Consider the following 23739-nt stretch of genomic DNA (forward strand, 5'->3'; position numbering starts at 1 on the left):
ACTACACCGGATCCGCCACACACCTCACCGACCGCGCCCTGGAGCGACGTTGAACAACGAAGGCCGCTCCCCCGCCGAAACCCTGCCGGACAAGCCCGCCCACAAAAACCTCGAACCCGCCCCCAACCTCAGCAACCTCACCAACCCCACCCACTACACCGGATCCGCCACACACCTCACCGACCGCGCCCTGGAGCGACGTTGAACAATGAACCGACCCGCGGCCTGCCGCACCACTCCGTTGAGGGTCCCGGCAGCGCGCCGGCGCTGATTCTCGGCCCCTCCCTCGGCACCTCCACCGCCCTGTGGGACGCCGTCGCGACCGAACTCGCCTCGTCCTACAGGGTGGTGCGGTGGGACCTGCCGGGGCACGGCGGTGCACCGGCGGATCTGATCGGCCCCGGGGCGACCGTCGCCGAACTCGCCGGGCTCGTCCTCGCGCTCGCGGATGCGCTGGGCATCGACCGCTTCGCGTACGCGGGGGTCTCGCTCGGCGGCGCCGTCGGGCTGCATCTCGCGGCCCGGCACCCGAAGCGCGTGGCGAGCCTCGCCGTCGTCTGTTCGTCGGCGCACTTCGGCGGCGAGCGGCCGTGGCGCGAGCGGGCCGCGCTGGTGCGCCGCGAGGGCCTGGCGTCGCTCGCGGATTCCGCGCCCGCGCGGTGGTTCACGCCCGGGTTCACGGTGCCCGTCCTCGTCGCGGACCACCGTTCGGCCGATCCGGCCGCGTACGCCGCGTGCTGCGACGCCCTGGCCGCGTTCGACCTGCGCGCGGAGCTGCCCTCGATCACCGCGCCCACGCTGGTGATCGCCGGACGCGAGGACCCGGCGACGCCGCCCGCCCACGCGCGGGAGATCGCCGACGGGGTGCCGGGGGCCGACCTCGTCGAGATCGCGGGCGCCTCGCACCTGGCCCCGGCGGAGCGTCCCGACGCCGTGATCGCGGCGCTGCGCGGGCACCTCGCGGGTCCCGCGGCGCGCGGAACGGCCGTGCGGCGCGCGGTACTCGGCGATGCCCACGTGGAGCGCGCGCAGGCGAACACCACACCCCTGACCGCACACTTCCAGGACTTCATCTCCCGCTACGCGTGGGGCGAGATCTGGACCGACCCCACGCTCACCCGCCGCGAACGCAGCATGATCACGATGACCGCCCTGGTCGCCCACGGCCATCTGGACGAGCTGGCCCTGCACATCCGCGCGGCCCGCCGCAACGGCCTCACCCCCGAGGAGATCGGCGCGGTGCTGCTGCAGACGGGCGTGTACTGCGGGGTACCCGCGGCCAACGCGGCGTTCGCGGTGGCGCGCCGCGTCCTTGACGAGGACGGCTCCGACGGGAGTCAGACGGCGTAGCACCCGAGGAACATGTCGACACCGGCGACGATCAGACGCTCCGTCAGGTCGTCGCTGATGTCCGTCCCGTACGAGCCGAAGACCAGGTGCGGGAAGACAAGCAGCGAGTAGAGCTGGATGACCGCCGCCTCGACGTCCGGGACGGACAGGCGCCCCCGCTCGGCGAGTTCGCGCAACGCCCCGGCGACCGCGGGGTGATGGCTCTCGGGACCATGCTGCTCCCACGCCTTGCCGAGCGAGGGGAAGCGGTGGATCTCGCGGGCCACGAGCTGGCGCAGGGCGTTCATGTCCTGGTCGGTGCGGACCGCGTCGACCCAGGCGCGCGCGGCGTCCAGGAAGGCCGTGCGCAGGTCGTCCGCCTCGATGAGACCGTCGAGCGCGGCCACCGACGACGAGGCGGCGAGCGGTTCGTCGAGCGCGCCCGCGATCACCGCGGTGAACAGCGCTTCCTTGCTGCCGAAGTGGTTGTAGACCGTCACCTTGGAGACGCCGGCCTCGGCGGCGATGGCGTCCATCCCGATGCCGAAGCCGTCGCGCAGGAAGAGGGTCCTCGCGGCCTCGACGATGGCTTCCCGCTTGCGCTCGGCACGGGCGCCCGTGGGCTGGGCCCTGCCGTCCCCCGCACCGCCGTTGCCTGTCTTCGCACTCATGGACCGCACCTTAGCAGCGACCTGAACTGAACAGTTGAGTTCACATGAACTGCACCGTACAGTTCATGGGCATCAGCCGGGCCGGCCCACCAGTCGCCCCGGACCATCGGCATCCCTGGGGGACACGCCATGTCGAACCCGCACCCACAACCACACCCACACTCACACCCACACCCGGCGGAAGACGCGCCACGCACGCCCAACACCCCGCCGGGCAGGCACACTTGGACGCTCCTCGTGCTGCTCTGCCTCGCCCAGTTCATGCTCGTGCTCGACGTCACCGTCGTGAACGTGGCGCTGCCGAGCATGGCCGCCGACCTCGGCCTCGGCCGCACCGCGCTCACCTGGGTGGTCACGGCGTACGCGCTCTGCTTCGGCGGCCTGATGCTGCTCGGCGGCCGCCTCGCCGACGTGTTCGGGGCGCGCCGCACCCTGCTCACCGGACTCGCGCTCTTCACGGCCGCCTCCCTGCTCACCGGACTCGCGCCGAACGCCGCCGCGCTCATCGCGGGCCGCACCGCACAGGGCGTCGGCGCCGCGCTCCTCTCGCCCGCCGCGCTCGCGATCCTCACGACGACCTTCGAAGGACCGGCGCGCCACCGCGCGCTCGGCGTGTGGGCGGCGATCGGCGGCGCGGGCTCCGCGATCGGCGTGCTGCTCGGCGGTCTGCTGACCGACGGCCCCGGCTGGGAGTGGATCTTCTACGTCAACGTGCCGATCGGAGCGGCCCTGCTCCTGGCCCTGCCCGCACTCGTCGCCGCCCGCACACCGCGCCCCGCACGCCTGGACGTCCCCGGCGCGCTGCTCGTCACGGCGGGCACGGGCGCGCTCATCTACGGTCTGGTCGCCGCGGGTGACAGCGGCTGGTCCGACGCGCGGACACTCCTTCCGGTCGCGGCGGCAGTGGTCGTGTACGGGGCGTTCGTGGCGGTCGAGCGCGCGCACCGCAGTCCGCTGATCGACCTGCGGATCCTGCGCCGCCGCCCGGTCGTGGCGGGCGCGTATCTGATGCTGGTCGCCACCGCGCTGCTGATCTCGCTGTTCTTCCTCGGGTCGGTGTATCTCCAGGAGGTACGCGGCTTCAGCGCGCTGCGCACCGGGGTGCTGTTCCTGCCGGTGGCCGTCGCCACGGGGCTCGGCGCGCACCTGGGCGGGCACTTCGTGGGCCGGGCCGGGGCGCGCCCGACCGCCGCCGTCGGACTCGCGCTCGCCGCGCTCGGCACGGGGGCGCTCACCACGGTCGGCGCGGACGGCGACGCGTGGGTGTCGGTCGCCCCCGGCCTCTCCTTCGCCGCACTCGGCCTCGGCTCGGTCTTCGTCGCAGCCACCACGACCGCCCTGGGATTCATCACCCATGAGGAAGCGGGAATCGCCTCAGGCCTGGTCAACACCTTCCACGAAGTGGGAGGTTCCGTCGGCGTAGCGGTCGTCTCCACGGTCGCGGCGCCCGGAATCGCCCACGGGTCAACCGCCTCCTTCGGCAACGCCTTCACCGTATGCGCGGTCGCCGCAGCGGCCAGCGCGTCGGCCGTCTTCGTCATCGTCCCGCGCGGCACACCCCGGATGACGGGCGGCCCGCACGTGCACTGACGGGGGCGGAGCCGGGCGGCGGGATCCGCGGTGGGCTCCGGGCGGCGGGGTCCACCCGTGGGGGCAGGACCCACGGTGAGCACCGGGCGTACGCGACCCACCGGGGAGCGCCCGACGCTCGAAAGCCGCGACGGGACCAGGGGCCAGGCCTCACAGTGAACACCGGGGGCGGACCCGGCCCACCCGGGGGCCCAACACGCAGAAACCGCAAAGGAGCGGGGGGCCAGGACCCGCGGCGAACACCGGGCGGACGCGGCCCACCCGTTGGGGCCGGACGCGCAGAAACCGCAAAGAAGCGGGGGCAGAACCCACGGTGAACACCCGGCGGATGCGGCCCGCCCGCAAGGACCCGACACTCAGCAAACCGCAACGGGACCAGGGGAAGCAGGGTCCGCGGTGAGCGCCGGGGCGGACGCGGCGAACCCGTAAGGGCCGGACGCGCAGAAACCGCAACGGGACCAAGAGGCAGGCCTCACAGTGAACACCGGGGGCGGACCCGGCCCACCCAGGGGCCCAACACGCAGAAACCCCAAAGGAGCGGGGGCAGAACCCACGGCGAACACCCGGCGGATACAGCCCGCCCGCAAGGACCCGACATCCACAAACCGCGACGGGACCAGGGGCCAGGACCCGCGGTGAGCACCGTGCAGGCGCAGCCCACCCGGTGGGGAGGGCCGGGCGTGCGGCAGCCGCGCGGGGAGCAGGCGGGTACGACCCGCTGCGGGGCGCGGCTGTGGTGCGGGGCGGTGGGGTCAGCGGGCTCCGTACACCGCCCCCGGCGGCTCCGCGGCGGCGAGTAGTTTCAGGGTCGCCTCGCCCGCGTCGGCGGGGGTCCAGCGGGCGCCTCTGTCGGCGGTGGGGCCCGGGCGCCAGCCTTCCATGACGGTGATGCGGCCCGCCTCGGCCTCGAAGACCCGGCCGGTGACCCCGGCGGACGCCGTGGAGCCGAGCCAGACGACGAGCGGTGAGACGTTCTCCGGAGCCATCGCGTCGAAGGCGCCGTCCTCGGGGGCGGCCATGGTGTCGGCGAAGGTCTGCTCGGTCATACGGGTGCGCGCGGCGGGCGCGATGGCGTTCACCCGTACTCCGTAGGAGGCCAGTTCGGCGGAGGCGACCATGGTGAGGCCGAGGATGCCCGCCTTGGCGGCGCTGTAGTTGCCCTGCCCGACGCTGCCCAACAGGCCCGCCCCTGAGCTGGTGTTGACCACGCACGCGTGCGGGACGCGACCGGCCTTGGCCTCGGCACGCCAGTGCGCGCCCGCGTGCTTCAGCGGCAGGAAGTGCCCCTTGAGGTGGACGCGCATGACCGCGTCCCACGCGTCCTCGTCGAGGTTGAGCAGCATCCGGTCGCGCAGGAAGCCCGCGTTGTTGACGAGGGTGTCGAGGCGGCCGTACGTGTCGAGGGCGGTCCGTACGAGGGAGGCCGCGCCCTCGGACGTCGCGATGTCGCCGCCGTGCGCGACGGCATCGCCGCCCGCGGCGCGGATCTCCTCGACGACGTCGTGCGCGGGCCCGCCGGATCCGCCCGAGCCGTCGGGCCCCACGCCGAGGTCGTTGACGACGACCTTGGCGCCTTCGGCGGCGTACGCGCGCGCGTGGGCCCGGCCCAGGCCGCGGCCCGCGCCGGTGACGATCACGACGCGGCCCTCGCAGAGCCCGGACTTGGCAGGTGACGTCGACGTCATGGCAGAACTCCTCGGATGCGTTCAGTGGTTGACGGACGCCGCGGCCAGGAACGCGGGGCGTTCACCGCCGCCGTGCAGCTTCAGGGCGGCGCCGCTGATGTACCGGGCGCGGTCGGAGGCGAGGAAGACGCAGGCGTCGCCGACGTCGGAGGGGTCGGCGAGGCGGCCCAGCGGGACGGTGCGGGCGACCTGCGCGATGCCTTCCTCGTCGCCGTAGTGCAGTGCGGCGCTCTCGGTACGGGCGAGGCCGAGGACGACGGTGTTCACGCGCACGGCGGGGGCCCATTCGACGGCCATGGTCCCCGCCAGGTTCTCCAGACCTGCCTTCGCCGCGCCATAGGCCCCGCTGCCGGGCGACGGCCTGGTCCCGCTGACGCTGCCGATCATCGTGATGCTGCCGCCCGCCTCCTGACGGCGCATCACCTCGTAGGCGGCGAGCGAGGCGTAGAGCGGGGCCAGCAGGTTCAGTTCGACGATCTTGGCCTGGCGGGCCGGCGCGGCGTCGGCGAGCAGTCCGAAGGGCGTGCCGCCCGCATTGTTCACGAGCGCGTCCACGCGGCCGTGGTCGGCGGCCACGGCGGCGAAGAAGGCGTGGGCGGCCGCCGCGTCGCGCAGGTCGAGCGGCCTGAACTCGGCGCTCTCGCCCGCCGCTTCGACGGGCTTGTCCGGTGGCCTGCGGGCGCAGACGACGACCCGGGCACCCGCGGCGAGGAAGCTGCGGGCGATTCCGGCACCGACGCCCCGGGTGCCGCCGGTCACGACGACCACCTGTCGTGTGTCAGTCATCGCTGCTACCTTTCCAACTAACAAATGTTTGGTTGAAGGCGTGTGATTGAAAGGTAGCGGATCCTCTGATGCCTGTCTCCACCTCCGTCCCGGACAAGGGCGTGGCCGTCGTCACCGTCGACTACCCACCCGTCAACGCCCTTCCCGTACAGGGCTGGTACGACCTGGCGGACGCCGTGCGCGCCGCGGGACGCGACCCCGGGACGCACTGCGTCGTGCTGACCGCCGAGGGCCGCGGTTTCAACGCGGGCGTGGACATCAAGGAGATGCAGCGCGACACCGGCCACACCGCGCTGATCGGCGCCAACCGCGGTTGCTACGCGGCGTTTTCGGCGGTGTACGCATGCGAGGTGCCGGTCGTCGCAGCGGTCGGCGGATTCTGCCTGGGCGGCGGGATCGGCCTCGTGGGCAACGCGGACGCGATCGTGGCGAGCGAGGACGCCACCTTCGGCCTGCCCGAGCTGGACCGCGGCGCGCTCGGCGCCGCCACCCATCTGGCCCGCCTCGTGCCGCAGCACCTGATGCGCGCCCTGTACTACACCTCGCGCACCGCGACGGCCGCCGAGCTGCACGCGCACGGCTCCGTGTGGCGGGTCGTGCCGCGCGCCGAACTGTACGAGGCGGCCCTGGAGTTGGCGCGGGAGATCGCCCGCAAGGACGGCACGCTGCTGCGCTTCGCGAAGGCCGCGATCAACGGCATCGACCCCGTCGACGTGCATCGCAGCTACCGCTTCGAGCAGGGCTTCACCTTCGAGGCGAACCTCAGCGGTCTCGCCGACCGCATCCGCGACGACTTCGGCACGCACGGCACGCACGGCACGCAAGGGGAGGGCAGGGCATGACCGACAAGAGGATGACGCCCGACGAGATCGTGGGGCGCCTGAGCAGCGGCATGACGCTCGGCATCGGCGGCTGGGGATCGCGGCGCAAACCGATGGCCCTGGTGCGCGCGCTGCTGCGGTCCGACGTCACGGACCTGACCGTCGTCTCGTACGGCGGCCCGGACGTCGGCCTGCTCGCCGACGCCGGCCGGATCCGCAAGCTGATCACCGCCTTCACCACGCTCGACTCGATCCCCCTGGAGCCGCACTTCCGCGCGGCACGCGAGCGCGGCGCCTTCGAACTGGTCGAGCTGGACGAGGCGATGTTCATGCAGGGCCTCACCGCGGGCGCCCAGCGCCTGCCGTTCCTGCCGATCCGCGCGGGCCTCGGCTCCGACGTCCTGCGGGTCAACCCCCAGCTGCGCACGGTCACTTCGCCGTACGAGGACGGCGAGGACCTCGTCGCCGTGCCCGCCCTGCGGATGGACGCGGCCCTGGTGCACATGAACCGCGCGGACCGCTCGGGCAACGCCCAGTATCTGGGCCCCGACCCGTACTTCGACGATCTCTTCTGCGAGGCCGCCGACACCGCGTACGTCTCCTGCGAGCGCATCGTGGAGGCCACCGCGCTCACCGAGCACGCGGCACCGCAGACCATGCTGATCTCCCGGCACTCCGTGACCGGCGTGACCGAGACCCCCAAGGGCGCGCACTTCACCTCCTGCGTGCCCGACTACGGCCGCGACGAGCCCTTCCAGAAGGCGTACGCCACCGCGGCGGCGGACCCCGCGGCCTGGGACGCCTTCCGTGCCCGCTTCCTCTCCGGCGACGAGCGCGCGTACCACCTGGCCGTCCAGACCTGGCACAAGGAGCAGCGATGACGTCGACCACCGCACGGACCGCCACCCGCGCCGAGTACTGCGTGATCGCCTGCGCCGAGGCCTGGCGCGACGCGGGCGAGATCCTCGCGTCCCCCATGGGCACGGTGCCCACGGTCGCGGCCCGCCTCGCCAGGCTCACCTTCTCCCCCGAGCTGCTGCTCACCGACGGGGAGGCGATGCTGATCGGCGACGTCCCTGCCGTGGGGGCCGCGTCGAGCGTCACGGAGGGCTGGCTGCCGTACCGCAGGCACCTCACGATGGTGATGGGCGGCAGGCGGCACGTGATGATGGGCGCCAGCCAGATCGACCGCTTCGGGAATCAGAACATCTCCTGCATCGGCGACTGGGAGCGCCCCACGCGGCAGCTGCTCGGAGTGCGCGGCGCCCCGGTCAACACCCTCAACAATCCGGTGAGTTACTGGATCCCGCGGCATTCGACGCGGGTCTTCGTCGAGAAGGTCGACATGATCAGCGGCGTCGGCCACGACAGCGCGGCCGCCGCGGGCCCCGCCGCGACCCGCTTCCACGATCTGCGCCGCGTCGTCTCCGACCTCGGCGTCCTCGACTTCGCGACGCCCGACCGGTCCATGCGCCTGGTGTCCCTGCACCCGGGCGTCACGCTCGACCAGGTGCGCGAGGCCACCGGGTTCGCGCTGTCCGTGCCGGACGACGTGCCGTACACCCGCGAGCCGACCCCGGAGGAACTGCGGCTGATCCGCGACGTGGTGGACCCGCGCGGCCTGCGTGACCGCGAGGTGCGCGCGTGACGCCACCGCCCGTCCTGGAGACGGCGCTGACCAGGCTCGTCGGCGTCCGGCACCCCCTCGTGCAGACGGGCATGGGCTGGGTGGCGGGCCCGCGCCTGGTCTCCGCGACGGCCGAGGCGGGGGCGCTCGGCATCCTCGCCTCCGCGACCATGACGGTCGAGCAGCTCCGCTCGGCCGTCCGCGAGGTCAAGTCCCGTACGGACGCGCCCTTCGGCGTCAATCTCCGCGCCGACGCGGGCGACGCGCGCGACCGGGTCGCGGTCATCATCGACGAAGGCGTCCGGGTGGCCTCCTTCGCGCTCGCCCCCTCCCGGGAGCTGATCGCCGAGCTCAAGGACGCGGGCGTGGTCGTGATCCCGTCCATCGGCGCGCGGCGGCATGCCGAGAAGGTCGCCGCGTGGGGCGCGGACGCGGTCGTCGTCCAGGGCGGCGAGGGCGGCGGCCACACCGGCGAGGTCGCCACGACCGTCCTGCTCCCCCAGGTCGTCGACGCCGTGGACATCCCCGTGATCGCCGCGGGCGGCTTCCACGACGGCCGCGGACTGGTCGCCGCGCTCGCCTACGGAGCCGCGGGCGTCGCCATGGGCACCCGCTTCCTGCTGACCTCCGACTCGACGGTCCCCGACCCGGTCAAGGCCCGCTATCTGGCCGCCTCCGTCAAGGACATCACGGTCACCACGCGCGTGGACGGCCTCCCCCACCGGATGCTCCGCACGGAGCTGGTGGCCGCCCTGGAGAGGTCCGGCCGTCTCACCTCCCTCGCCCGCGCCCTGCGGCACGCGGCCGCGTTCCGGAAGGTCTCCGGCCTGAGCTGGACCCGGATGGTTCGCGACGGCCTCGCGATGAAGCACGGCAAGGACCTGACCTGGAGCCAGCTGCTCCTCGCGGCGAACACCCCCATGATGCTCAAGTCGGCGATGGTGGACGGCCGTCCGGACCTGGGCGTGATGACCTCCGGCCAGGTGGCGGGCGTGATCGACGATCTTCCGTCGTGCGCGGAGCTGGTGGAGAGAGTGATGCGGGAGGCGGAGGAGGTCATGGACCGCCTGAAAACCCCACCTTCAAGCCCGGGCGCAGAAGATCAAGCCCGTCCGGCGATTGAGGACCGGGGCCCGGGGCAGAGCCCCGAGTCGGCACCCCGGAGCCGACCACCACGCACTACCGCCTGACCAGACCCAAATGACCCCGTGCCCGGTCGGCAAGTCCGTCCGCCCCGCATGTCCGCGCCAGCGTCAGCCCTCGCTCCAGTTCCGCCGCGGAATCCGCGGCGATTCCGTACTCGACGCGGGCGACCGCATGCTCGTACGCACAGGGCGAGGCCTCCAGATAGGCCGCCGCCTGCCGGTAGAGCTCGACGGACCGCGCCCCTGTCTCCAGCGCCGCCGCACACCTCAGGGCTTCGCCGATCGCCGTGTCCGTGCCGAAGCGTTCGGCCTGCATGCGGGCGTCCGCGACGAGGTGCCCGGCGCGCTTGGGGTCTTCGTGGACCAGGGCGCGCGCGAGGTCGTAGGCCCAGGGTGCGAGGACGGTGTTGTACTGGCCGCGCGCGGTCAACGCCTTTGCCGTGGCCTCCAGTTCGTTCAGGCCTTCTTCGGTGCGGCCGAGGGCGAGCAGCAGCCGGCCGCGGACGGAGGGCGCGTCGGGCACATAGATCGTGGAGGCGGACGGCGGCGCGAAGCCGTACTGGTCGGCGATGGCGCCCGCCTCGTCGATGTGGCCGCGGGCGAGCAGTGTGTCGATGAGCATGCTGGCCGCTTCCCAGTGCATGGGCAGGCCCTGGCCGACGCGGTCGGCGAGCCGCAGGCTCTCCCGCAGTGAGCGCTCGGCGTCGTGCAGCCGTCCGCGCCTGCGGTAGACGTAGCCGAGGAAGGCGTGCGAAAGGGCGAGGTGCCCGCCGCTCCAGCCCGCGGTCTCGTAGGCCCGCACCGCCTCGGTGAACAGGCTCTCCGCACGGTCGAGCCGGTCGGAAAAGGCGTACGAACTGCCCAGCATCAGACGGAGTTCGAAGCTCCACTCGGTGTCGGTCCAGCCGAGTCCCGGTGCGAGCCGGCCGTTGACGAGGGCGCGGTCGCACAGCTCGACGACGAGTTCGGCGTTCTCGCCGCGGGTCATGGCGTCGAAGGCGCGCAGGATGAGCAGGGCGCGCTCGGAGTTGTCCCGGCCGGAGAGGGGTCCGGCGAGCGCGGCGAGCCGCCGCGAACGTCCCGGCGAGTCCTCCTCGCCCGCGTGGATGCCCTCCCACATGTAGTGCACGGCCTGCAGGCGCAGGCGCGCGGGCCCGGGCTGCAGCCGTGCCGCTTCCTCGGCGATGGCCCGCAGGCCTTCTTCGAGTTGGTCGTTGTGGACGAGGGCCTGCGAGAGGCGGCAGACCGCGTCGACCCGCAGCTCCTGGTCCAGGCCGCGCATGGAGAGCGCTTCGCGCAGGTGGGAGATGGTGGTGGCGGGCGAGGTGAGCAGGGTGGCGCAGCCCAGTTCGTAGAGCACGCGCGCGTGGATGTGCGGCAGGGGCGGCTCGCGCAGGGCGCGCTCCAGACAGCGGCGGGCGGCGTCGGGCGCGCCGACGGCGAGGTGTTCCGCGGCGGCCTGGCGCAGCTGGTCGACCAGTTCGGCGTCGTCGTCCGGGTGGACTTCGAGGAGGTGCCGGGACGCGGCCGCCGCGCCGCGTCCCGAGTGGGTGACGACCGAGGCGGCCTGGCCGTGCATCGCGGTGCGGGTGGCCGCGGGGATGGAGCGGTAGACCGTGCTGGCGATGAGCGGGTGGACGAACTCCAGGCCGTCGGCGCCGCTGAGCAGGATGCGCGCGGTGCAGAGCCGTTCCGCGCAGCGCTCGGCGTCGGCCCTGTCCGCCACTCCGGCGAGCTTGGCGGCCAGGTCGAGGGAGATCTCGGTGCCGAGGATGGCGGCGGCCCAGGCGAACCGTGTGACGTCGGTGCCGAGTCCTTCGAGGCGGGCGACGAGGCCGCGGCCGCGGGCCGTGCGGTTGAGGGCGCGCAGTTCATCGGCGGAGCTCTCCACCGGTTCCAGTTCGCTGTCCTGCACCTTGGCGAGGAGTTCGACGGATTCGTACGGGTTGCCGCCGGTGACCGCCCAGACCTCGCGGCAGAACGGGGCGTCGGCGTGCTCGCCGAGCGTGGCGCGGGTGAGTCCCGCGGCGGCGTCCGGGGTGAGCGCGCGCAGCGTGCTGAACGACCGTGCGGCGGCGGCGACCGCGGCGAGGTGGCGGGCGCTCTCGCCGGTGGCTTCGCCGGGCCGGTGGGCGACCACGACGAGTACGGGCAGTTCCTCCAGGCACTGGGCGAACGCGGCGAGCCAGTGCAGGGTCTCCTGGTCGGCCCAGTGCGCGTCGTCGATGACGAGGACCAGCGGCCAGTGCAGCCCCGCGAGCCGCTTGACCGCTTCGACGAGTCCGTCGCAGACGCCTTGCGGGTCGGCCTGGCGCCCGCCGGGCTCGGCTATGCCGAGGGCCGGTCCCGCGATCTCGTACCAGTCGCCGAGATACTCGCGGGCCTCCTCGGGAGTGAGGGAGACGAGTGCGGGCTGCAGCAACTGGCGTACGACATTGAAGGGCACGGACGTGACCGTCTCGCCGCCGCGCGCCGACCACACCGTGGCACGGCCCTCCGCGATGCGGCGCACTTCGGTGAGGAGGGCCGTCTTGCCGATGCCCGCCTCTCCGCTGAAGGTGAGCAGGCCACCCGAGGTCGTGACATCCGCGCAGAGTTCCTCGACGGCCTGGGCCGCCGCGGCGAGTTCGTCGTCGCGTTCCCACAGCGGGGCCCAGGCGGCTCCTCCGGGCCGTCCCTGCGTCATCGCGCTACCTCCCGGGGTCGCTCAATCGACGTACAGAAGTCGAGACTAGCCGGGTCGGGGCCGCCGTGGAGCACGGTCCGCGCAGGTACTCCCGCAAGGGGTGAGGGAGAGCGCGTTCCGCGGACTGCGGAGCACGGATCAGAGACGCTCGATGATCGTCACATTCGCCTGGCCGCCGCCCTCGCACATGGTCTGGAGGCCGAACCGGCCGCCGGTGCGCTCCAGTTCGTGCAGGAGTGTCGTCATCAGTTTGACGCCGGTCGCGCCGAGGGGATGGCCCAGCGCGATGGCACCGCCGTTGACGTTCACCTTGTCCGGGTCGGCGCCGGTCTCCTTGAGCCAGGCGAGGACGACGGGCGCGAACGCCTCGTTGATCTCGACGAGGTCGATGTCGTCGAGGGTCATGCCGGTCTTCTTGAGGGCGTACGCCGTCGCGGGGATCGGGGCGGAGAGCATCCGGATGGGGTCCTCGCCGCGCACGGAGAGGTGGTGGATCCGGGCGCGGGGCGTCAACCCCTGTTCCCGTACGGCCCGTTCGCTCGCGATGAGCAGCGCCGCCGCGCCGTCGGAGACCTGCGAGGAGCAGGCGGCGGTGATCGTGCCGCCCTCCAGGACCGGCTTGAGGCCCGCCATCTTCTCCAGGGTGGTGTCGCGGCGGGGGCCTTCGTCGGTGGTGACGTCCGCGTGGGCGACGATCTCGCGGTCGAAGCGGCCCTCGTCGATGGCGCGGATCGCCCGCCGGTGCGAGCGGAGCGCGAACTCCTCCATGTCCTGGCGGGATATGCCCCACTTCTCGGCGATGAGCTGGGCGCCGTGGAACTGGTTCACCGGCCGGTCCCCATAGCGTGCGCGCCAGCCCTCACTGCCCGCGTAGGGGCCTTCGGTGAGGCCGAGGGGCTCGGCGGCCTGCCGGGACGCGAAGGCGATGGGGATCATCGACATGTTCTGGGTGCCGCCCGCGACGACGAGGTCCTGGGTGCCGGACAGCACGCCCTGCGCCGCGAAGTGCACGGCCTGCTGGGACGATCCGCACTGCCGGTCGATCGTCACGCCGGGCACCTCTTCGGGCAGCCCGGCCGCCAGCCAGCTGGTGCGGGCGATGTCCCCGGCCTGCGGTCCGACGGTGTCGAGGCAGCCGAAGACGACGTCCTCGACGGCGGCGGGGTCGACGCCGGTGCGCTCGACAAGTGCCGTGAGGACATGGGCTCCCAGGTCGGCGGGGTGGACCTGGGAGAGTCCTCCCTTGCGCCTGCCGACGGGGGTGCGGACCGCTTCGACGATGTAGGCCTCGGCCATGACTGCGTACTCCTCGGTCGTGGCGCGCCGTGCGACGGCGCGCCTGCTACGTGCGTACGGAGATGCCGTCCAGGACCATCGACAGATACTGGCGGGCGATCTCCTCGGGGCTGTGGCCTCCGCCGGGGCGGTACCAGGACGCGGCGACCCAGACGGTGTCGCGCACGAAGCGGTAGGCGAGCCGGATGTCCAGGTCGTCACGGAAGACGCCTTCCGCGACGCCCCGCTCCAGCGTGGTCAGCCAGGCCTTCTCGAAGCGCTGCTGCGAGTCGGCGAGGTACTGGAAGCGCCGGTGGGCGACCAGGTGCTTGGACTCCTTCTGGTAGATCGCGACGGCGGCGCGGTGCCGGTCGATCTCCCGGAAGGACTCGGTGACGAGTGCTTCGAGTGTGGCGCGGGGGTCGAGCTGGGCCCGGAGCACGCCGTCGTACCCGTCCCAGAGCTCGGTGAGGAAGGTGCGGAGGATCTCTTCGAGCATCGACTCCTTGGAGTCGAAGTGGTAGTAGAGGCTGCCCGCGAGCATGCCCGCGGCGTCGGCGATCTTGCGGACCGTCGTCGCGTTGTACCCCTGCTCGGCGAAGACGTCGGCGGCGATGCCGAGGAGTTCGCGGCGGCGCTCGGGCGAGGGGGTCACCGGGGGCTTCTTCTTGCTGGTGCGCTGCTGGTCACTGGGGCTCTGTTTCGGTTTCGACACACGGTCATTCTCCGCCTAAGCGCTGCGCTGGATTCGCCGTCGTACGCCTGCGGGTGCGTCGTGGCTTGGCGCGCCCGCGCGGCAGAGCCGCACATGTCACAGCCCCGCGCCCCTACGGGGCACGCCTCTTACGCGTGCTGGCTGCTCACCGCCACCGTCTCGCCCGTCATGTACGAGGAGTACCCGCTGGCCAGGAAGACGATGACGTTGGCTATCTCCCACGGCTCGGCGTGGCGCCCGAACGCCTCGCGCGCGGTGAGCTCTTCGAGCAGCTCGGGCGAGGTGACCTTGGCGAGATGGGGGTGCATGGCGAGGCTCGGTGACACCGCGTTGACCCGGATGCCGTGCGGGGCGGCCTCCACGGCGGCGCAGCGGGTGAGGGCCATGACGCCGGCCTTCGCCGCCGCGTAGTGCGCCTGGCCCGCCTGGGCGCGCCAGCCGAGCACCGAGGCGTTGTTCACGATCACGCCGCCGTGCCCGGCCGCGCGCATGCGGCGCAGCGCGGTGCGGGTGGCGCGGAAGGTGCCGTTCAGCGTGACGTCCATGACCTTGTCCCACTGCTCGTCGGTCATGTCAGCGAGCTCGGCGGTGCCTCCGAGCCCCGCGTTGTTCACGACGATGTCGAGGCCGCCGTGACGCCGCTCCGCCAGGTCGAACAGCGCCTGGATCTGCGGCTCTTCGGTGACGTCGCACGGGATTCCGTCGACCCGGTCCTGGCCGAACTCCTCGGCGAGCGCGGCCACCGACTCCTTGGTGCGGCGCGGGTGGGCGTCGCCGATGACGATCCGCGCGCCCTCCTCGAGGAAGCGGCGGGCGGTGGCGCCGCCGATGCCCGCTCCCGCGGCCGCCGTGATCACGGCGGTGCGGCCCGCGAGCAGGTCGTGTCCTTGCAGATAAGCGGGTGCGTCCATGCGCGGCCCCCCGGCTCTCGATCGGTTCCGGTTCTCCGGCCCTCGACTCGTCGACTCCCCACAGGGTAATCTACCAAACACTTGTTAGGGAAGAGCCGACGAGAGGTGACCGACGATGGACCTCGACTTCGCCGCCGACGAGGGGGAGTTCAGGCTGCGGGCGCGCGACTGGCTCGCCGCGCACGTGCCGCCCCGGCTGCTGCCTTCTCTGGAGACCGCGGAGGGCTTCGCGGCCCACCGCGCGTGGGAGCACGAACTCGCGGCCGACCGCTGGTCGGTGGTGTCCTGGCCCGAGGAGTACGGCGGACAGGGCGTCGACATCGTCAAGTGGCTGGTGTTCGAGGAGGAGTACTACGCGGCGGGCGCGCCGGGCCGGGTCTCGCAGAACGGCATCAACCTCCTCGCGCCGACCCTCTTCGACCACGGCACCGAGGAGCAGCGCGCCCGCATCCTGCCCGCCATGGCGACCGGCGAGGTCATCTGGGCGCAGGCCTGGTCGGAGCCCGAGTCGGGATCCGACCTGGCGTCGCTGCGCTCCACCGCCCGCCGTACGGACGGCGGTTGGCTGCTCAGCGGGCAGAAGACCTGGTCGTCGCGGGCCGCGTTCGCCGACCGCGCGTTCGGCCTGTTCCGCAGCGAGCCGTACGAGAACCACCGGGACAAGCCGCACCGGGGCCTGACCTATCTGATGTTCCCGCTGGACGCGGCCGGGGTGACGGTGCGTCCCGTGGGCCGCATCGACGGCAAGCCCGCCTTCGCCGAACTCTTCCTCGACGACGTCTTCGTGCCGGACCGGGACGTGATCGGCGAACCCGGCCAGGGCTGGCGGATCGCGATGTCGACCACGGGCAACGAACGCGGTCTGATGCTGCGCTCCCCCGGCCGGTTCCTCGCGTCGGCGGACCGCCTGGAGCGGCGCTGGCGGGCGCACGGGGACCCGGCCGACACGGCCCTGCGCGACCGCGTCGCCGACGCCGTGATCGGGGCGCGCGCCTACGAGTTGTTCACCTGGGCCCATGCCTCGCGGTTCGCGGCCGGGGAGACGATCGGCGCCGAGTCCAGCCTCAACAAGGTCTTCTGGTCGGAGTACGACATCGCGCTGCACGAGACGGCGCTCGATCTGCTCGGCGCGGACGGCGAGTTGACCGACGCAGCGACCGCGGCGGACCAGGACGCGACGGACCTCACCGACTGGATGGAGGGGTACGTCTTCTCGCTCGCAGGCCCCATCTACGCGGGCACCAACGAGATCCAGCGCGACATCATCGCCGAGCGGCTGCTCGGACTGCCGAAGGGACGCCGCTGATGAGGTTCCTCCTGGACGACGAGCAGCGGGAGTTCGCGCGTTCGCTGGACGCGATGCTCACGGCCGCGGACACCGTGGCGGCCGCGCGGGCCTGGGGATCGGGCGAGCACGCCCCGGGGCGTGCCGTGTGGGGGCGGCTCGCGGACGCGGGGGTCTTCGCGCTCGCGGCGCCGCAGGAGTACGAGGGCGTGGGGCCGCTGCCCGTCGAAACAGCCGTCGCCTTCGTGGAGTTGGGGCGGCACGCCGTGCCGGGTCCCGTGGTCGAGACGGTGGCGGCCGCGGCCCTCCTGACCCGGCTCGCCGCACTGGGCGACACCGCGCCCGCCAAGCGGTTCCTGCCCACGCTGGCGTCGGGCGGACGGAGCGCGACGCTGACACTGCCCGAGGGGGGTCCCTACGCCCTCGACGCGGACGCGGCGGACCTGGTCCTCGCCGTCTCGGACGACGGACTGCGCCTTGCGCCCGGGCACGCGCGCGTGCGCCGGTCCCTCGACCCCGCCCGGCGTCTCGCCGCGCCGCTGCCCGGCGGTGAGCCGCTCGCCGCGGGCCCCGCCGTGGCCGCCGCCGCGCGGCACGCGACCGACTGGGCCGCGCTCGCCATCGCCGCCCAGAGTCTCGGCGTGGGCCTCGCGCTGCTGGACAGGACCGTCGCGTACGCCAAGCAGCGCAGCCAGTTCGGGGTGCCGATCGGGACGTTCCAGGCCGTCAAGCACCGGCTCGCCGATGTCCTGGTGCGCCTGGAGTTCGCCAGGCCCGTGGTGTTCGGCGCCGCGCTGACCATGGCGCCGGGCGATGTCGCCGCCGCGAAGGTGACGGCGGGCGACGCGGTGTACGCGGCGGCGCGCGCCGCGCTCCAGCTGCACGGGGCGATCGGGTACACGGCGGAGTTCGACCTCTCCCTGTGGCTCACCAAGGCCCGTGCGCTGCGCGGCGCCTGGGGGGATCCCGGGGTCTGGCGCGGCCGGGTGCTCGCCGCGCGCGGGGAGGTCTGACGCGGCCGCGCGGCGGGTTCCGCAGGGGGCCGTGGACGGCTGCACCCCGTGCCTGTTTCGGGGAAGACGCGCCGACCGGCGCCCACGAGGTGCGATGATCAAGCACACCGGTGAGCCGACAGAAGGAGGCCCCACGTGCGCGTGATCGGGCTCATGTCAGGGACCTCGTACGACGCGATCGACGCGGCAGCCGCCGATCTGACGCTCGACGGGGACAGGCTGACGCTCACTCCCCTCGGGCTGATCAGCCGGGGGTACGACGAGGGGCTGCGCGCCGGGCTCGCCGCCGCGCTGCCGCCCGCGGGAACCACGCTCGCCGAGGTATGCCGTCTGGACACCCTCATCGGGCGCGCCTTCGCGGCGGCTGCGGTCGAGGCCGACCGCGAACTCTGCGACGGACAGGCCGAACTGGTCGCGTCGCACGGCCAGACCGTCTACCACTGGGTGGTGGACGCGCAGGTGCACGGCACCCTGCAGATCGGGCAGCCCGCGTGGATCGCCGAGGCGACGGGACTGCCCGTGGTCGCCGACTTCCGCCCCCGTGACATCGCGGCGGGCGGTCAGGGCGCGCCCCTGGTCAGCATGGTGGACCAGATGTGGCTGCGCGGCCGCCCCGGCGCCCCCGCCGCGCTGAACCTCGGCGGCATCGCCAACATCACCGCGCCCGACGGCACCGCGTTCGACACCGGACCGGCCAACGCGCTCATCGACGCCGCGGTGCACGACGCGACCGGTGGCCGTCTCGGCTACGACGTGGACGGCGAACTGGCCGCACGGGGCACGGTCGACGAGGACCTCTTCGGCCAGCTCATCGCCGAGCCTTATTACGCGCTGCCCGCGCCGAAGACGACCGGCAAGGAACTCTTCCATCTGCCCTATCTGCGCTCGGCGTTGAAGGGCCGCGAGGCGCTGCCCGTCGAGGACGTCGTCGCCACCCTCACCCGGCTCACCGCCCGCACGGTCGCCGACGCGGTCCGCTCGGTGGCCGCCTCCGAGGTCATCGCCTCCGGCGGCGGCACCCGCAATCCGGCACTGATGGCCGCCCTGCGCGCGGAGTTGGGCCGGATCCCGGTGCGGACCTCCGACGAGCTGGGGCTGCCGTCCGCGGCCAAGGAGGCGTACGCGTTCGCGGTCCTCGGGTTCCTGACCCTGCACGGGCTGCCCGGCACCGTCCCGGCGAGCACGGGGGCACGGCACGCGAGCGTGCTCGGGTCGATCACGCCGGGCCGCCGCGTCGCATGGCCGCCCGCGGTGGCCTCGGGCGCCGCGCCCTCGCGGCTCGTGCTCAACGGCGAGGGACACTGAAGTGACGTCCGGGGCAGCGCTCTTGACGCGGGGTCCAGGAGAGCGCGGAGGCCGCGGCGAAGGGCCCGCCGAGGCCCGTCCTGCGACCGGAAAGGCCGATTCGGGCCCCCTCTCATCCTGCTTTCACGCGGGGCTCATACGCTGGCGCCCATGACCCAGATGACTCCCCCAGGCTGGTATCCCGACCCCGGCCAGACGGCCGGCGGACCTCCCACCGAGCGCTGGTGGGACGGGAGCGTGTGGACGGATCAGGTGCGGGCCGCGGGCGGCGCGGCATACCCGGCCCAGCCGGACCACCCGGCCCACCCCGGACAGGCTCCCCCGCGGCGCAAGCTGCGCATCGCGATCGCCGCGGGCGTCGCGGCCGTCGTGCTCGCGGGCATCGCGGGCGGCGTGTACGCGCTGACCTCGGACGACGACGGGGACGGCGGCGACGACACCGCGGGGAACGCGCCGTCGACCGGCGCCCCGCAGAACCCCGGCACACCCGGCTCCCCCGAGTCGCCGCAGGCACCCCTGCCGGAGGGCCCGAAGGGCGAGGCGGGCTTCGCCACCGACCCGGTGAACGGCATCAAGATCCCCATACCGGACAGCTGGAAGGGCGGGACCACGGAGCGGGGTGCCGCGGTACAGACCGACCCGATCCCCTGCCCCGGCAACCCGTCGGAGGAGTGCACCCGCGGCAGCGCGTACTCCCTGTCCGCCGAGAGCCTCAAGCTGGACGCCAAGACGCCCGAGGCGGCGGCGAAGGCGGACATCGCCAAGAACGCCAAGGAGGGGTACGGCGGCAAGACCTACGGGAAGATCACCTCGCACCAGGTGCTCGCCTCCAAGGAGGTCACCGTCGCGGGCCAGAAGGGCTACCTCGTCCGCTGGAAGGCCGTGACGAAGAAGAGCGACGACGGATACGTCCAGTCGCTCGCCTTCCCCTCGCCCGCCGACAAGTCGAAGCTCGTCATCGTCCGCATGGGCATCGACGTCAACGACGACGCCCCGTCGCTGTCGACCATGGACACCATCACCAAGGGCATCAAGCAGGGACCCGCCGGTGGCGGCGGCGCAGGCGCCGGGCAGGACGTGTAGGCGCGGGACTCCGTGTCCCGGTCGGCCGGGCGGGGTTCCTCACCGCTCTGGAGGAACCCCGTCCGGCCTGGGGGTGCGCGCCGCCCCCGTCCCCACGGTGCGGCGCGGGCAGGCCCGGGTTCCGTCATCCGGCGATCCCGGGCCCACGGTCAGGTGACGCCCTGTACCGGCGTCATGTCAGGCCGAGGCCCGGCAGCACACAGGCCTCGACGAAGCGGAGCAGATACTCCTCGTCCGCGTACTCACCCTCGAGGATGGGGCGCACCCGCAGCACCCCGAACAGCTGCAGCGTGACGAACTCCACCGCGGGATGCCCCTCGGGGATCTCCCCGCGCTCGACACCGCGCCGGATGATCGCGTCCATCGCCTGGAGCTCCGGCTCGATCAGCGTCTCGCGCAGCGCCCGCTGCAGCTCCGCGTCCTGCAGGACCGCGTGGCTGAGCGCCTGGACCAGCATCGTGTCCCGACCTGAGCGCTCACCCACGGCCCGCGCCGCCTCGCGCAGGTCCTCGGCGAGGCTGCCGGTGTCGATCCCCGCGAACCGCACGCAGCGGTTGGCGCGCAGCGCCGCGGCGACGAACTGCGGCTTCGTCTTCCACTGCCGGTAGAGCGTGGACTTGCTGCAGCGCGTGCGGGTGGCGACGCCCTCCATCGTCAGTGCCTCGTAGCCGCACTCGCGGAGCTGGTCGAGGACGGCGTCGTAGAACTCCTGCTCACGCTCCGGCGTGATCTTCGAGCGGTTCGACGTCGACGTCATGGATCTTCTCCTCGGTGCGACGGCCGCTATCGGCCTCATCGATACGCCAGTGTACCGGTACGGCTCCGTATCGGTACACTGGCGTATCGATGAGTGGGGAGATCCCTCACTCGGCACCGCACCACCAGTCATCACGCAAAGGGGCCGGGGGATGGATTCCCGAACCGAGCCTGCCGAACGGGAGCCGGACATAACGGTCCGGGAGCCGGGCGCGACCGCCGTCCGGAAGCCGGACACATCTGCCCGACCGCCCCTCGTCCGCGAGCTCCTTCTCGTCGTAGGACTCTTTCTCGTCTACAAGTTCGGCAGGCAGCTCGCCAACGGCCACACCGGCGAGGCCTTCCACAACGCGCACCGCGTGTGGGACGCCGAGCGGGCCCTGCGGCTGCCCGGCGAGGGCGTCGTGCAGGACGCGCTGCTGCACGGCGAGACGCTCATCCACATCGCGAACACCTACTACGCGACCGTGCACTTCCCCGCGACCCTGCTGTTCCTGGTGTGGCTGTATCTGCGCCGCCCCCGGCACTACGTCTGGGCCCGGCGGGTGCTCGCCGCGCTGACCGCCGCCGCACTCGTACTGCACCTCGGCTTCCCGCTCGCACCGCCGCGGATGCTGGACGCCGCGCACCTCGTCGACACGGCACAGGTCTACGGCCCCTCGGTGTACGCGTCGGAGCCCGCGACCGACACCATGGCCAACCAGTTCGCGGCCATGCCGTCGCTGCACTTCGGGTGGGCGCTCATGCTCGCCGTCGGCATGATCGTCGCCACCTCGTCGCGGTGGCGCTGGCTGTGGCTCCTGCACCCGCTGCTCACCCTGCTCGTGGTCGTCGGCACCGCCAACCACTACTGGCTCGACGCGATCGTGGCGACCGCGCTGCTCGGCATCGCGCTCGCGGTGATCCGCCTTCCGCGCCCCGGCAGCTCCCTGGTCGTGCGCCGCTCCGCGCCCGCGCCCGAACTGATCACCACGGGGGCGGGCCGGTGAACGCCACCCTGCTCGCCGTCGCGCTCTCCCTCGTCTCCGCGGCGGCCTACGCGGCCGCCGCGGTCGCCCAGGAACGGCTCGCCTCGCGCGTCTCGGAGGGCGAGAGCGGGATGCTCCGGATGCTCGGCAGCGGCGCGTGGTGGTCCTCGGTCGGGCTCAACGCGTCCGCGGCACTGCTGCACGTGGCGGCCCTCAAATACGGGCCGCTCACGCTGGTCCAGCCACTGGGAGCGCTCACACTGGTCGCCGCCGTGCCCCTCGGCGCGCGCCTCGCCGGACGCCGCGTGACCCGCCTGGAGTGGCGCGGCACCGGGCTCACGCTCATCGGTCTCGGCGCGCTGCTCCTCACCGCGTCGGGCCCCGCGCCCGACGACAGCCTGACCGCGCCCGAGGCGCTGGCCGTCGCCGCCGCGACCATGGCGGTCATCGGGGTGCTCTCCCGGCCCGGCACCCGGCCCGGACTGCGGCACGCGACCGCCTCCGGCTTCGCGTCGGGCGTCGCGTCCGCGCTCACCCAGACCCTGACGGTCGCGGTGACGGACCGCTCGGGGCCGCTGCTCAGCCCCCAGGTCATCGTCGTGGCGCTCCTCGTGGCGGCGTTCGCCGCCGGAGGGCTGCTGCTCTCGCAGACCGCCTACCGCGGCGGCCTCGGCGCACCGCTCGCCGTGGTGACGCTGTCCAACCCGCTCGCCGCCTCGGTGATCGGCGTGAGCCTGCTCGGCGAGCGCCTCCAGGGCGGCGTCGGCGGCATCCTCCTCGCGGTGGCGGGCGCGGGCGTCGCGGCGTACGGCGTGGTCGTGCTCACGCGCTCGCCCAGGGCTCCCACGGGCGAGCCCGCGCCGGAGTACCTCTCCTCGATCCCGGGCCAGCCGGCCGAACCGACGGCGCTGCGCCTGTCCCGGCCCTGAGCAGCGGCGCCCTGAAGGGGCGCGGGAAACTGCGCGACCAGCCGCATCGGGCCCGCAGAGCGCATGAGCCAGCACCACGAAACGGCGCCGTCCGCCCCTGACGAAGGGGGCGACCGGCGCCGTTGTCGTACGGGAAGAGACGCGGCTACCCGAGGCCGCGGGAGTCCTGCTTCAGCGCCGTGTCGACGGTGAGCGCCGTCGCCACGACGAGGCTCAGGAGCGGCTCGGGCAGCTGGTAGTGGATCTGCAGGACGTAGTTGTCCGCGGTGGTGAACATGGTCTTCGCGAGACCTTCCCAGGTCTTCGTGATCCGGGCGACCTCGTTGTCCGCGTGGTCGACGATCGAGAAGTTCCAGGCGCGCCAGTTCTCCGCCTTGATCGCGCCGACCTGCTGGCCGTTCACCATCATCGCGAAGTTGATCTTGCCGATCATGTTCTGCTGGACGATCTCGCCGATCGGCTGGCCGTCCGCGCGCTCCACGATCACCCGCGACTTCATGAACTTGCGGGGGCGCGTCAGCAGCAGCTGCGGCTGGCCGTACGCGTCACGGATCTCCAGCTTGTGCGTCATGAACTGGTCGACGCTGGAGACGAAGCGCGCGACCTTCTTCAGCGTGCTCTGGCCGACCTGGACGACCGAGCCGAGCGCGTTGCCCGACTGGTCCATGACGCTGTACTCGTTGGTGAGCTCGATGAGCTTGGCCTTCTGGTTCACGACCAGGACCGGCTCCGTGAACAGCGTGCCGCCGCCCTGCGCGGCCGGCGCCACGCCCGCCTGCTGCTGGACCTGGCGCTGCACCTTGGCCGGGTCGGCCGACGGCGCGGGCTGCGCCTGCGGCTGACCGAACTGCCCCTGGGGCGCCTGCGCCTGCGGCTGGCCGAACTGGCCCTGCTGCTGGACGGGCTGGGCCTGCACCGGCTGCGCGGGCTGCGCCTGCTGAGGGACCTGCCCGGCCTGGGCCTGCTGAGGCTGGACCTGCTGGGCCTGGGCCTGCTGCTGGCCGCCCTGCTGGGCCGGGCTGGTGTGCTCCGTCCACTGGGAGCCGTCCCACCAGCGCAGCAGTTGGGGCGCGCCGTGCGGGTCCGGGTACCAGCCTGCAGGAGTGTTCGAATGCGTTGTCACCCGGGAGACCCTACCCCCCGGGTATGCACCGTCCGC

Annotated in this window: 22 protein-coding genes; 13 read left to right on the forward strand and 9 right to left on the reverse strand. The window is 73.0% G+C overall.

Going from position 1 to position 23739, the window contains the following annotated elements:
* The first annotated feature begins 49 nt into the window (after nt 1–49).
* Together ACFWZ2_RS00815 and pcaD are read left to right on the forward strand one after the other, a co-directional pair.
* Nucleotides 50–205, forward strand: coding sequence for a hypothetical protein (locus tag ACFWZ2_RS00815; protein ID WP_384539721.1), 156 nt, complete (start codon nt 50–52; stop codon nt 203–205).
* Nucleotides 202–1350, forward strand: a complete 1149-nt coding sequence (gene pcaD, locus ACFWZ2_RS00820) for a 3-oxoadipate enol-lactonase (protein ID WP_384539724.1) — start codon at nt 202–204, stop codon at nt 1348–1350. The genes ACFWZ2_RS00815 and pcaD overlap by 4 nt, the downstream gene beginning before the upstream one ends.
* On the opposite strand, the gene ACFWZ2_RS00825 is transcribed toward pcaD, so the two are convergent.
* On the reverse strand, nt 1338–2000 hold the full coding sequence (locus ACFWZ2_RS00825) for a TetR/AcrR family transcriptional regulator (protein ID WP_384539726.1): 663 nt from the start codon (nt 1998–2000) through the stop codon (nt 1338–1340). The two genes, pcaD and ACFWZ2_RS00825, sit on opposite strands and share 13 nt — an antisense overlap.
* A gap of 129 nt (nt 2001–2129) precedes the next feature.
* On the opposite strand from ACFWZ2_RS00825, the gene ACFWZ2_RS00830 reads away from it, so the two are divergent.
* Nucleotides 2130–3590, forward strand: a complete 1461-nt coding sequence (locus ACFWZ2_RS00830) for an MFS transporter (protein WP_384539729.1) — start codon at nt 2130–2132, stop codon at nt 3588–3590.
* A gap of 752 nt (nt 3591–4342) precedes the next feature.
* Here ACFWZ2_RS00830 and ACFWZ2_RS00835 read toward each other — a convergent pair.
* Both ACFWZ2_RS00835 and ACFWZ2_RS00840 read right to left on the reverse strand, forming a co-directional pair.
* On the reverse strand, nt 4343–5275 hold the full coding sequence (locus tag ACFWZ2_RS00835; protein ID WP_384539732.1) for an SDR family oxidoreductase: 933 nt from the start codon (nt 5273–5275) through the stop codon (nt 4343–4345).
* A 21-nt stretch (nt 5276–5296) separates the two neighbouring features.
* On the reverse strand, nt 5297–6061 hold the full coding sequence (locus ACFWZ2_RS00840; protein WP_384539735.1) for an SDR family oxidoreductase: 765 nt from the start codon (nt 6059–6061) through the stop codon (nt 5297–5299).
* Between the two features lie 68 nt (nt 6062–6129).
* Between ACFWZ2_RS00840 and ACFWZ2_RS00845 the strand changes: the two genes are divergently transcribed.
* Genes ACFWZ2_RS00845 through ACFWZ2_RS00860 form a run of 4 tightly spaced genes read left to right on the forward strand, consistent with a single transcriptional unit; the run spans nt 6130 to nt 9699 of the window.
* Entirely contained in the window at nt 6130–6903 is a 774-nt protein-coding gene (locus tag ACFWZ2_RS00845; RefSeq protein WP_384539738.1) for an enoyl-CoA hydratase family protein, read from the forward strand.
* A complete protein-coding gene (locus tag ACFWZ2_RS00850) occupies nt 6900–7763 on the forward strand; it encodes a CoA transferase subunit A (RefSeq protein WP_384539740.1) in 864 nt (287 codons plus the stop codon). Before ACFWZ2_RS00845 ends, ACFWZ2_RS00850 begins: the two co-directional genes overlap by 4 nt.
* Complete coding sequence (locus ACFWZ2_RS00855; protein ID WP_384539742.1) at nt 7760–8530, forward strand: CoA-transferase subunit beta; 771 nt, start codon at nt 7760–7762, stop codon at nt 8528–8530. The genes ACFWZ2_RS00850 and ACFWZ2_RS00855 overlap by 4 nt, the downstream gene beginning before the upstream one ends.
* Before the next feature lie 14 nt (nt 8531–8544).
* On the forward strand, nt 8545–9699 hold the full coding sequence (locus tag ACFWZ2_RS00860; RefSeq protein ID WP_384540346.1) for an NAD(P)H-dependent flavin oxidoreductase: 1155 nt from the start codon (nt 8545–8547) through the stop codon (nt 9697–9699).
* On the opposite strand, the gene ACFWZ2_RS00865 is transcribed toward ACFWZ2_RS00860, so the two are convergent.
* The 4 genes from ACFWZ2_RS00865 to ACFWZ2_RS00880 all read right to left on the reverse strand — a co-directional run bounded on the left by ACFWZ2_RS00865 (nt 9689) and on the right by ACFWZ2_RS00880 (nt 15241).
* The gene (locus ACFWZ2_RS00865) at nt 9689–12340 is read right to left on the reverse strand and encodes an ATP-binding protein (protein WP_384539744.1); all 2652 of its coding nucleotides are present in this window, start codon (nt 12338–12340) and stop codon (nt 9689–9691) included. The genes ACFWZ2_RS00860 and ACFWZ2_RS00865 overlap by 11 nt on opposite strands.
* Before the next feature lie 138 nt (nt 12341–12478).
* Complete coding sequence (locus ACFWZ2_RS00870; protein WP_384539747.1) at nt 12479–13636, reverse strand: acetyl-CoA C-acetyltransferase; 1158 nt, start codon at nt 13634–13636, stop codon at nt 12479–12481.
* Between the two features lie 46 nt (nt 13637–13682).
* A complete protein-coding gene (locus ACFWZ2_RS00875; protein WP_384539750.1) occupies nt 13683–14330 on the reverse strand; it encodes a TetR/AcrR family transcriptional regulator in 648 nt (215 codons plus the stop codon).
* A gap of 128 nt (nt 14331–14458) precedes the next feature.
* Nucleotides 14459–15241 carry an SDR family oxidoreductase gene (locus ACFWZ2_RS00880; RefSeq protein ID WP_384539753.1) on the reverse strand — a complete coding sequence of 261 codons (783 nt, stop codon included), beginning with the start codon at nt 15239–15241 and terminating at the stop codon, nt 14459–14461.
* Between the two features lie 115 nt (nt 15242–15356).
* Between ACFWZ2_RS00880 and ACFWZ2_RS00885 the strand changes: the two genes are divergently transcribed.
* The 4 genes from ACFWZ2_RS00885 to ACFWZ2_RS00900 all read left to right on the forward strand — a co-directional run bounded on the left by ACFWZ2_RS00885 (nt 15357) and on the right by ACFWZ2_RS00900 (nt 19927).
* The gene (locus tag ACFWZ2_RS00885; RefSeq protein ID WP_384539755.1) at nt 15357–16547 is read left to right on the forward strand and encodes an acyl-CoA dehydrogenase family protein; all 1191 of its coding nucleotides are present in this window, start codon (nt 15357–15359) and stop codon (nt 16545–16547) included.
* Nucleotides 16547–17539, forward strand: coding sequence for an acyl-CoA dehydrogenase family protein (locus ACFWZ2_RS00890; protein WP_384539758.1), 993 nt, complete (start codon nt 16547–16549; stop codon nt 17537–17539). The genes ACFWZ2_RS00885 and ACFWZ2_RS00890 overlap by 1 nt, the downstream gene beginning before the upstream one ends.
* Nucleotides 17540–17674: 135 nt before the next feature.
* Complete coding sequence (locus tag ACFWZ2_RS00895) at nt 17675–18844, forward strand: anhydro-N-acetylmuramic acid kinase (protein WP_384539761.1); 1170 nt, start codon at nt 17675–17677, stop codon at nt 18842–18844.
* 150 nt (nt 18845–18994) lie between these two features.
* Nucleotides 18995–19927, forward strand: a complete 933-nt coding sequence (locus tag ACFWZ2_RS00900; RefSeq protein ID WP_384539763.1) for a DUF2510 domain-containing protein — start codon at nt 18995–18997, stop codon at nt 19925–19927.
* A gap of 172 nt (nt 19928–20099) precedes the next feature.
* Here the strand turns inward: ACFWZ2_RS00900 and ACFWZ2_RS00905 are convergent, their stop codons facing one another.
* Nucleotides 20100–20684, reverse strand: a complete 585-nt coding sequence (locus tag ACFWZ2_RS00905; RefSeq protein ID WP_384539766.1) for a TetR/AcrR family transcriptional regulator C-terminal ligand-binding domain-containing protein — start codon at nt 20682–20684, stop codon at nt 20100–20102.
* Between the two features lie 151 nt (nt 20685–20835).
* Between ACFWZ2_RS00905 and ACFWZ2_RS00910 the strand changes: the two genes are divergently transcribed.
* The gene (locus ACFWZ2_RS00910; RefSeq protein WP_384539769.1) at nt 20836–21672 is read left to right on the forward strand and encodes a phosphatase PAP2 family protein; all 837 of its coding nucleotides are present in this window, start codon (nt 20836–20838) and stop codon (nt 21670–21672) included.
* Nucleotides 21669–22580: a DMT family transporter gene (locus ACFWZ2_RS00915; protein ID WP_384539772.1), complete on the forward strand. Its 912-nt coding sequence runs from the start codon at nt 21669–21671 to the stop codon at nt 22578–22580. The genes ACFWZ2_RS00910 and ACFWZ2_RS00915 overlap by 4 nt, the downstream gene beginning before the upstream one ends.
* Nucleotides 22581–22725: 145 nt before the next feature.
* Here ACFWZ2_RS00915 and ACFWZ2_RS00920 read toward each other — a convergent pair whose 3' ends face one another.
* Nucleotides 22726–23703, reverse strand: coding sequence for a phospholipid scramblase-related protein (locus tag ACFWZ2_RS00920; RefSeq protein WP_384539775.1), 978 nt, complete (start codon nt 23701–23703; stop codon nt 22726–22728).
* Nucleotides 23704–23739 lie beyond the last annotated feature (36 nt).

It is taken from the genome of Streptomyces sp. NPDC059002 (genome assembly GCF_042740435.1).
Taxonomy (GTDB): domain Bacteria; phylum Actinomycetota; class Actinomycetes; order Streptomycetales; family Streptomycetaceae; genus Streptomyces.

Bases quoted from the DNA above. Each gene is read 5' to 3' on its own strand.
- ACFWZ2_RS00825 (WP_384539726.1), bottom strand. From the start codon at position 2,000: ATGAGTGCGAAGACAGGCAACGGCGGTGCGGGGGACGGCAGGGCCCAG.
- ACFWZ2_RS00830 (WP_384539729.1), top strand. From the start codon at position 2,130: ATGTCGAACCCGCACCCACAACCACACCCACACTCACACCCACACCCG.
- ACFWZ2_RS00835 (WP_384539732.1), bottom strand. From the start codon at position 5,275: ATGACGTCGACGTCACCTGCCAAGTCCGGGCTCTGCGAGGGCCGCGTC.
- ACFWZ2_RS00840 (WP_384539735.1), bottom strand. From the start codon at position 6,061: ATGACTGACACACGACAGGTGGTCGTCGTGACCGGCGGCACCCGGGGC.
- ACFWZ2_RS00845 (WP_384539738.1), top strand. From the start codon at position 6,130: ATGCCTGTCTCCACCTCCGTCCCGGACAAGGGCGTGGCCGTCGTCACC.
- ACFWZ2_RS00850 (WP_384539740.1), top strand. From the start codon at position 6,900: ATGACCGACAAGAGGATGACGCCCGACGAGATCGTGGGGCGCCTGAGC.
- ACFWZ2_RS00855 (WP_384539742.1), top strand. From the start codon at position 7,760: ATGACGTCGACCACCGCACGGACCGCCACCCGCGCCGAGTACTGCGTG.
- ACFWZ2_RS00865 (WP_384539744.1), bottom strand. From the start codon at position 12,340: ATGACGCAGGGACGGCCCGGAGGAGCCGCCTGGGCCCCGCTGTGGGAA.
- ACFWZ2_RS00870 (WP_384539747.1), bottom strand. From the start codon at position 13,636: ATGGCCGAGGCCTACATCGTCGAAGCGGTCCGCACCCCCGTCGGCAGG.
- ACFWZ2_RS00880 (WP_384539753.1), bottom strand. From the start codon at position 15,241: ATGGACGCACCCGCTTATCTGCAAGGACACGACCTGCTCGCGGGCCGC.
- ACFWZ2_RS00885 (WP_384539755.1), top strand. From the start codon at position 15,357: ATGGACCTCGACTTCGCCGCCGACGAGGGGGAGTTCAGGCTGCGGGCG.
- ACFWZ2_RS00890 (WP_384539758.1), top strand. From the start codon at position 16,547: ATGAGGTTCCTCCTGGACGACGAGCAGCGGGAGTTCGCGCGTTCGCTG.
- ACFWZ2_RS00900 (WP_384539763.1), top strand. From the start codon at position 18,995: ATGACCCAGATGACTCCCCCAGGCTGGTATCCCGACCCCGGCCAGACG.
- ACFWZ2_RS00905 (WP_384539766.1), bottom strand. From the start codon at position 20,684: ATGACGTCGACGTCGAACCGCTCGAAGATCACGCCGGAGCGTGAGCAG.
- ACFWZ2_RS00910 (WP_384539769.1), top strand. From the start codon at position 20,836: ATGGATTCCCGAACCGAGCCTGCCGAACGGGAGCCGGACATAACGGTC.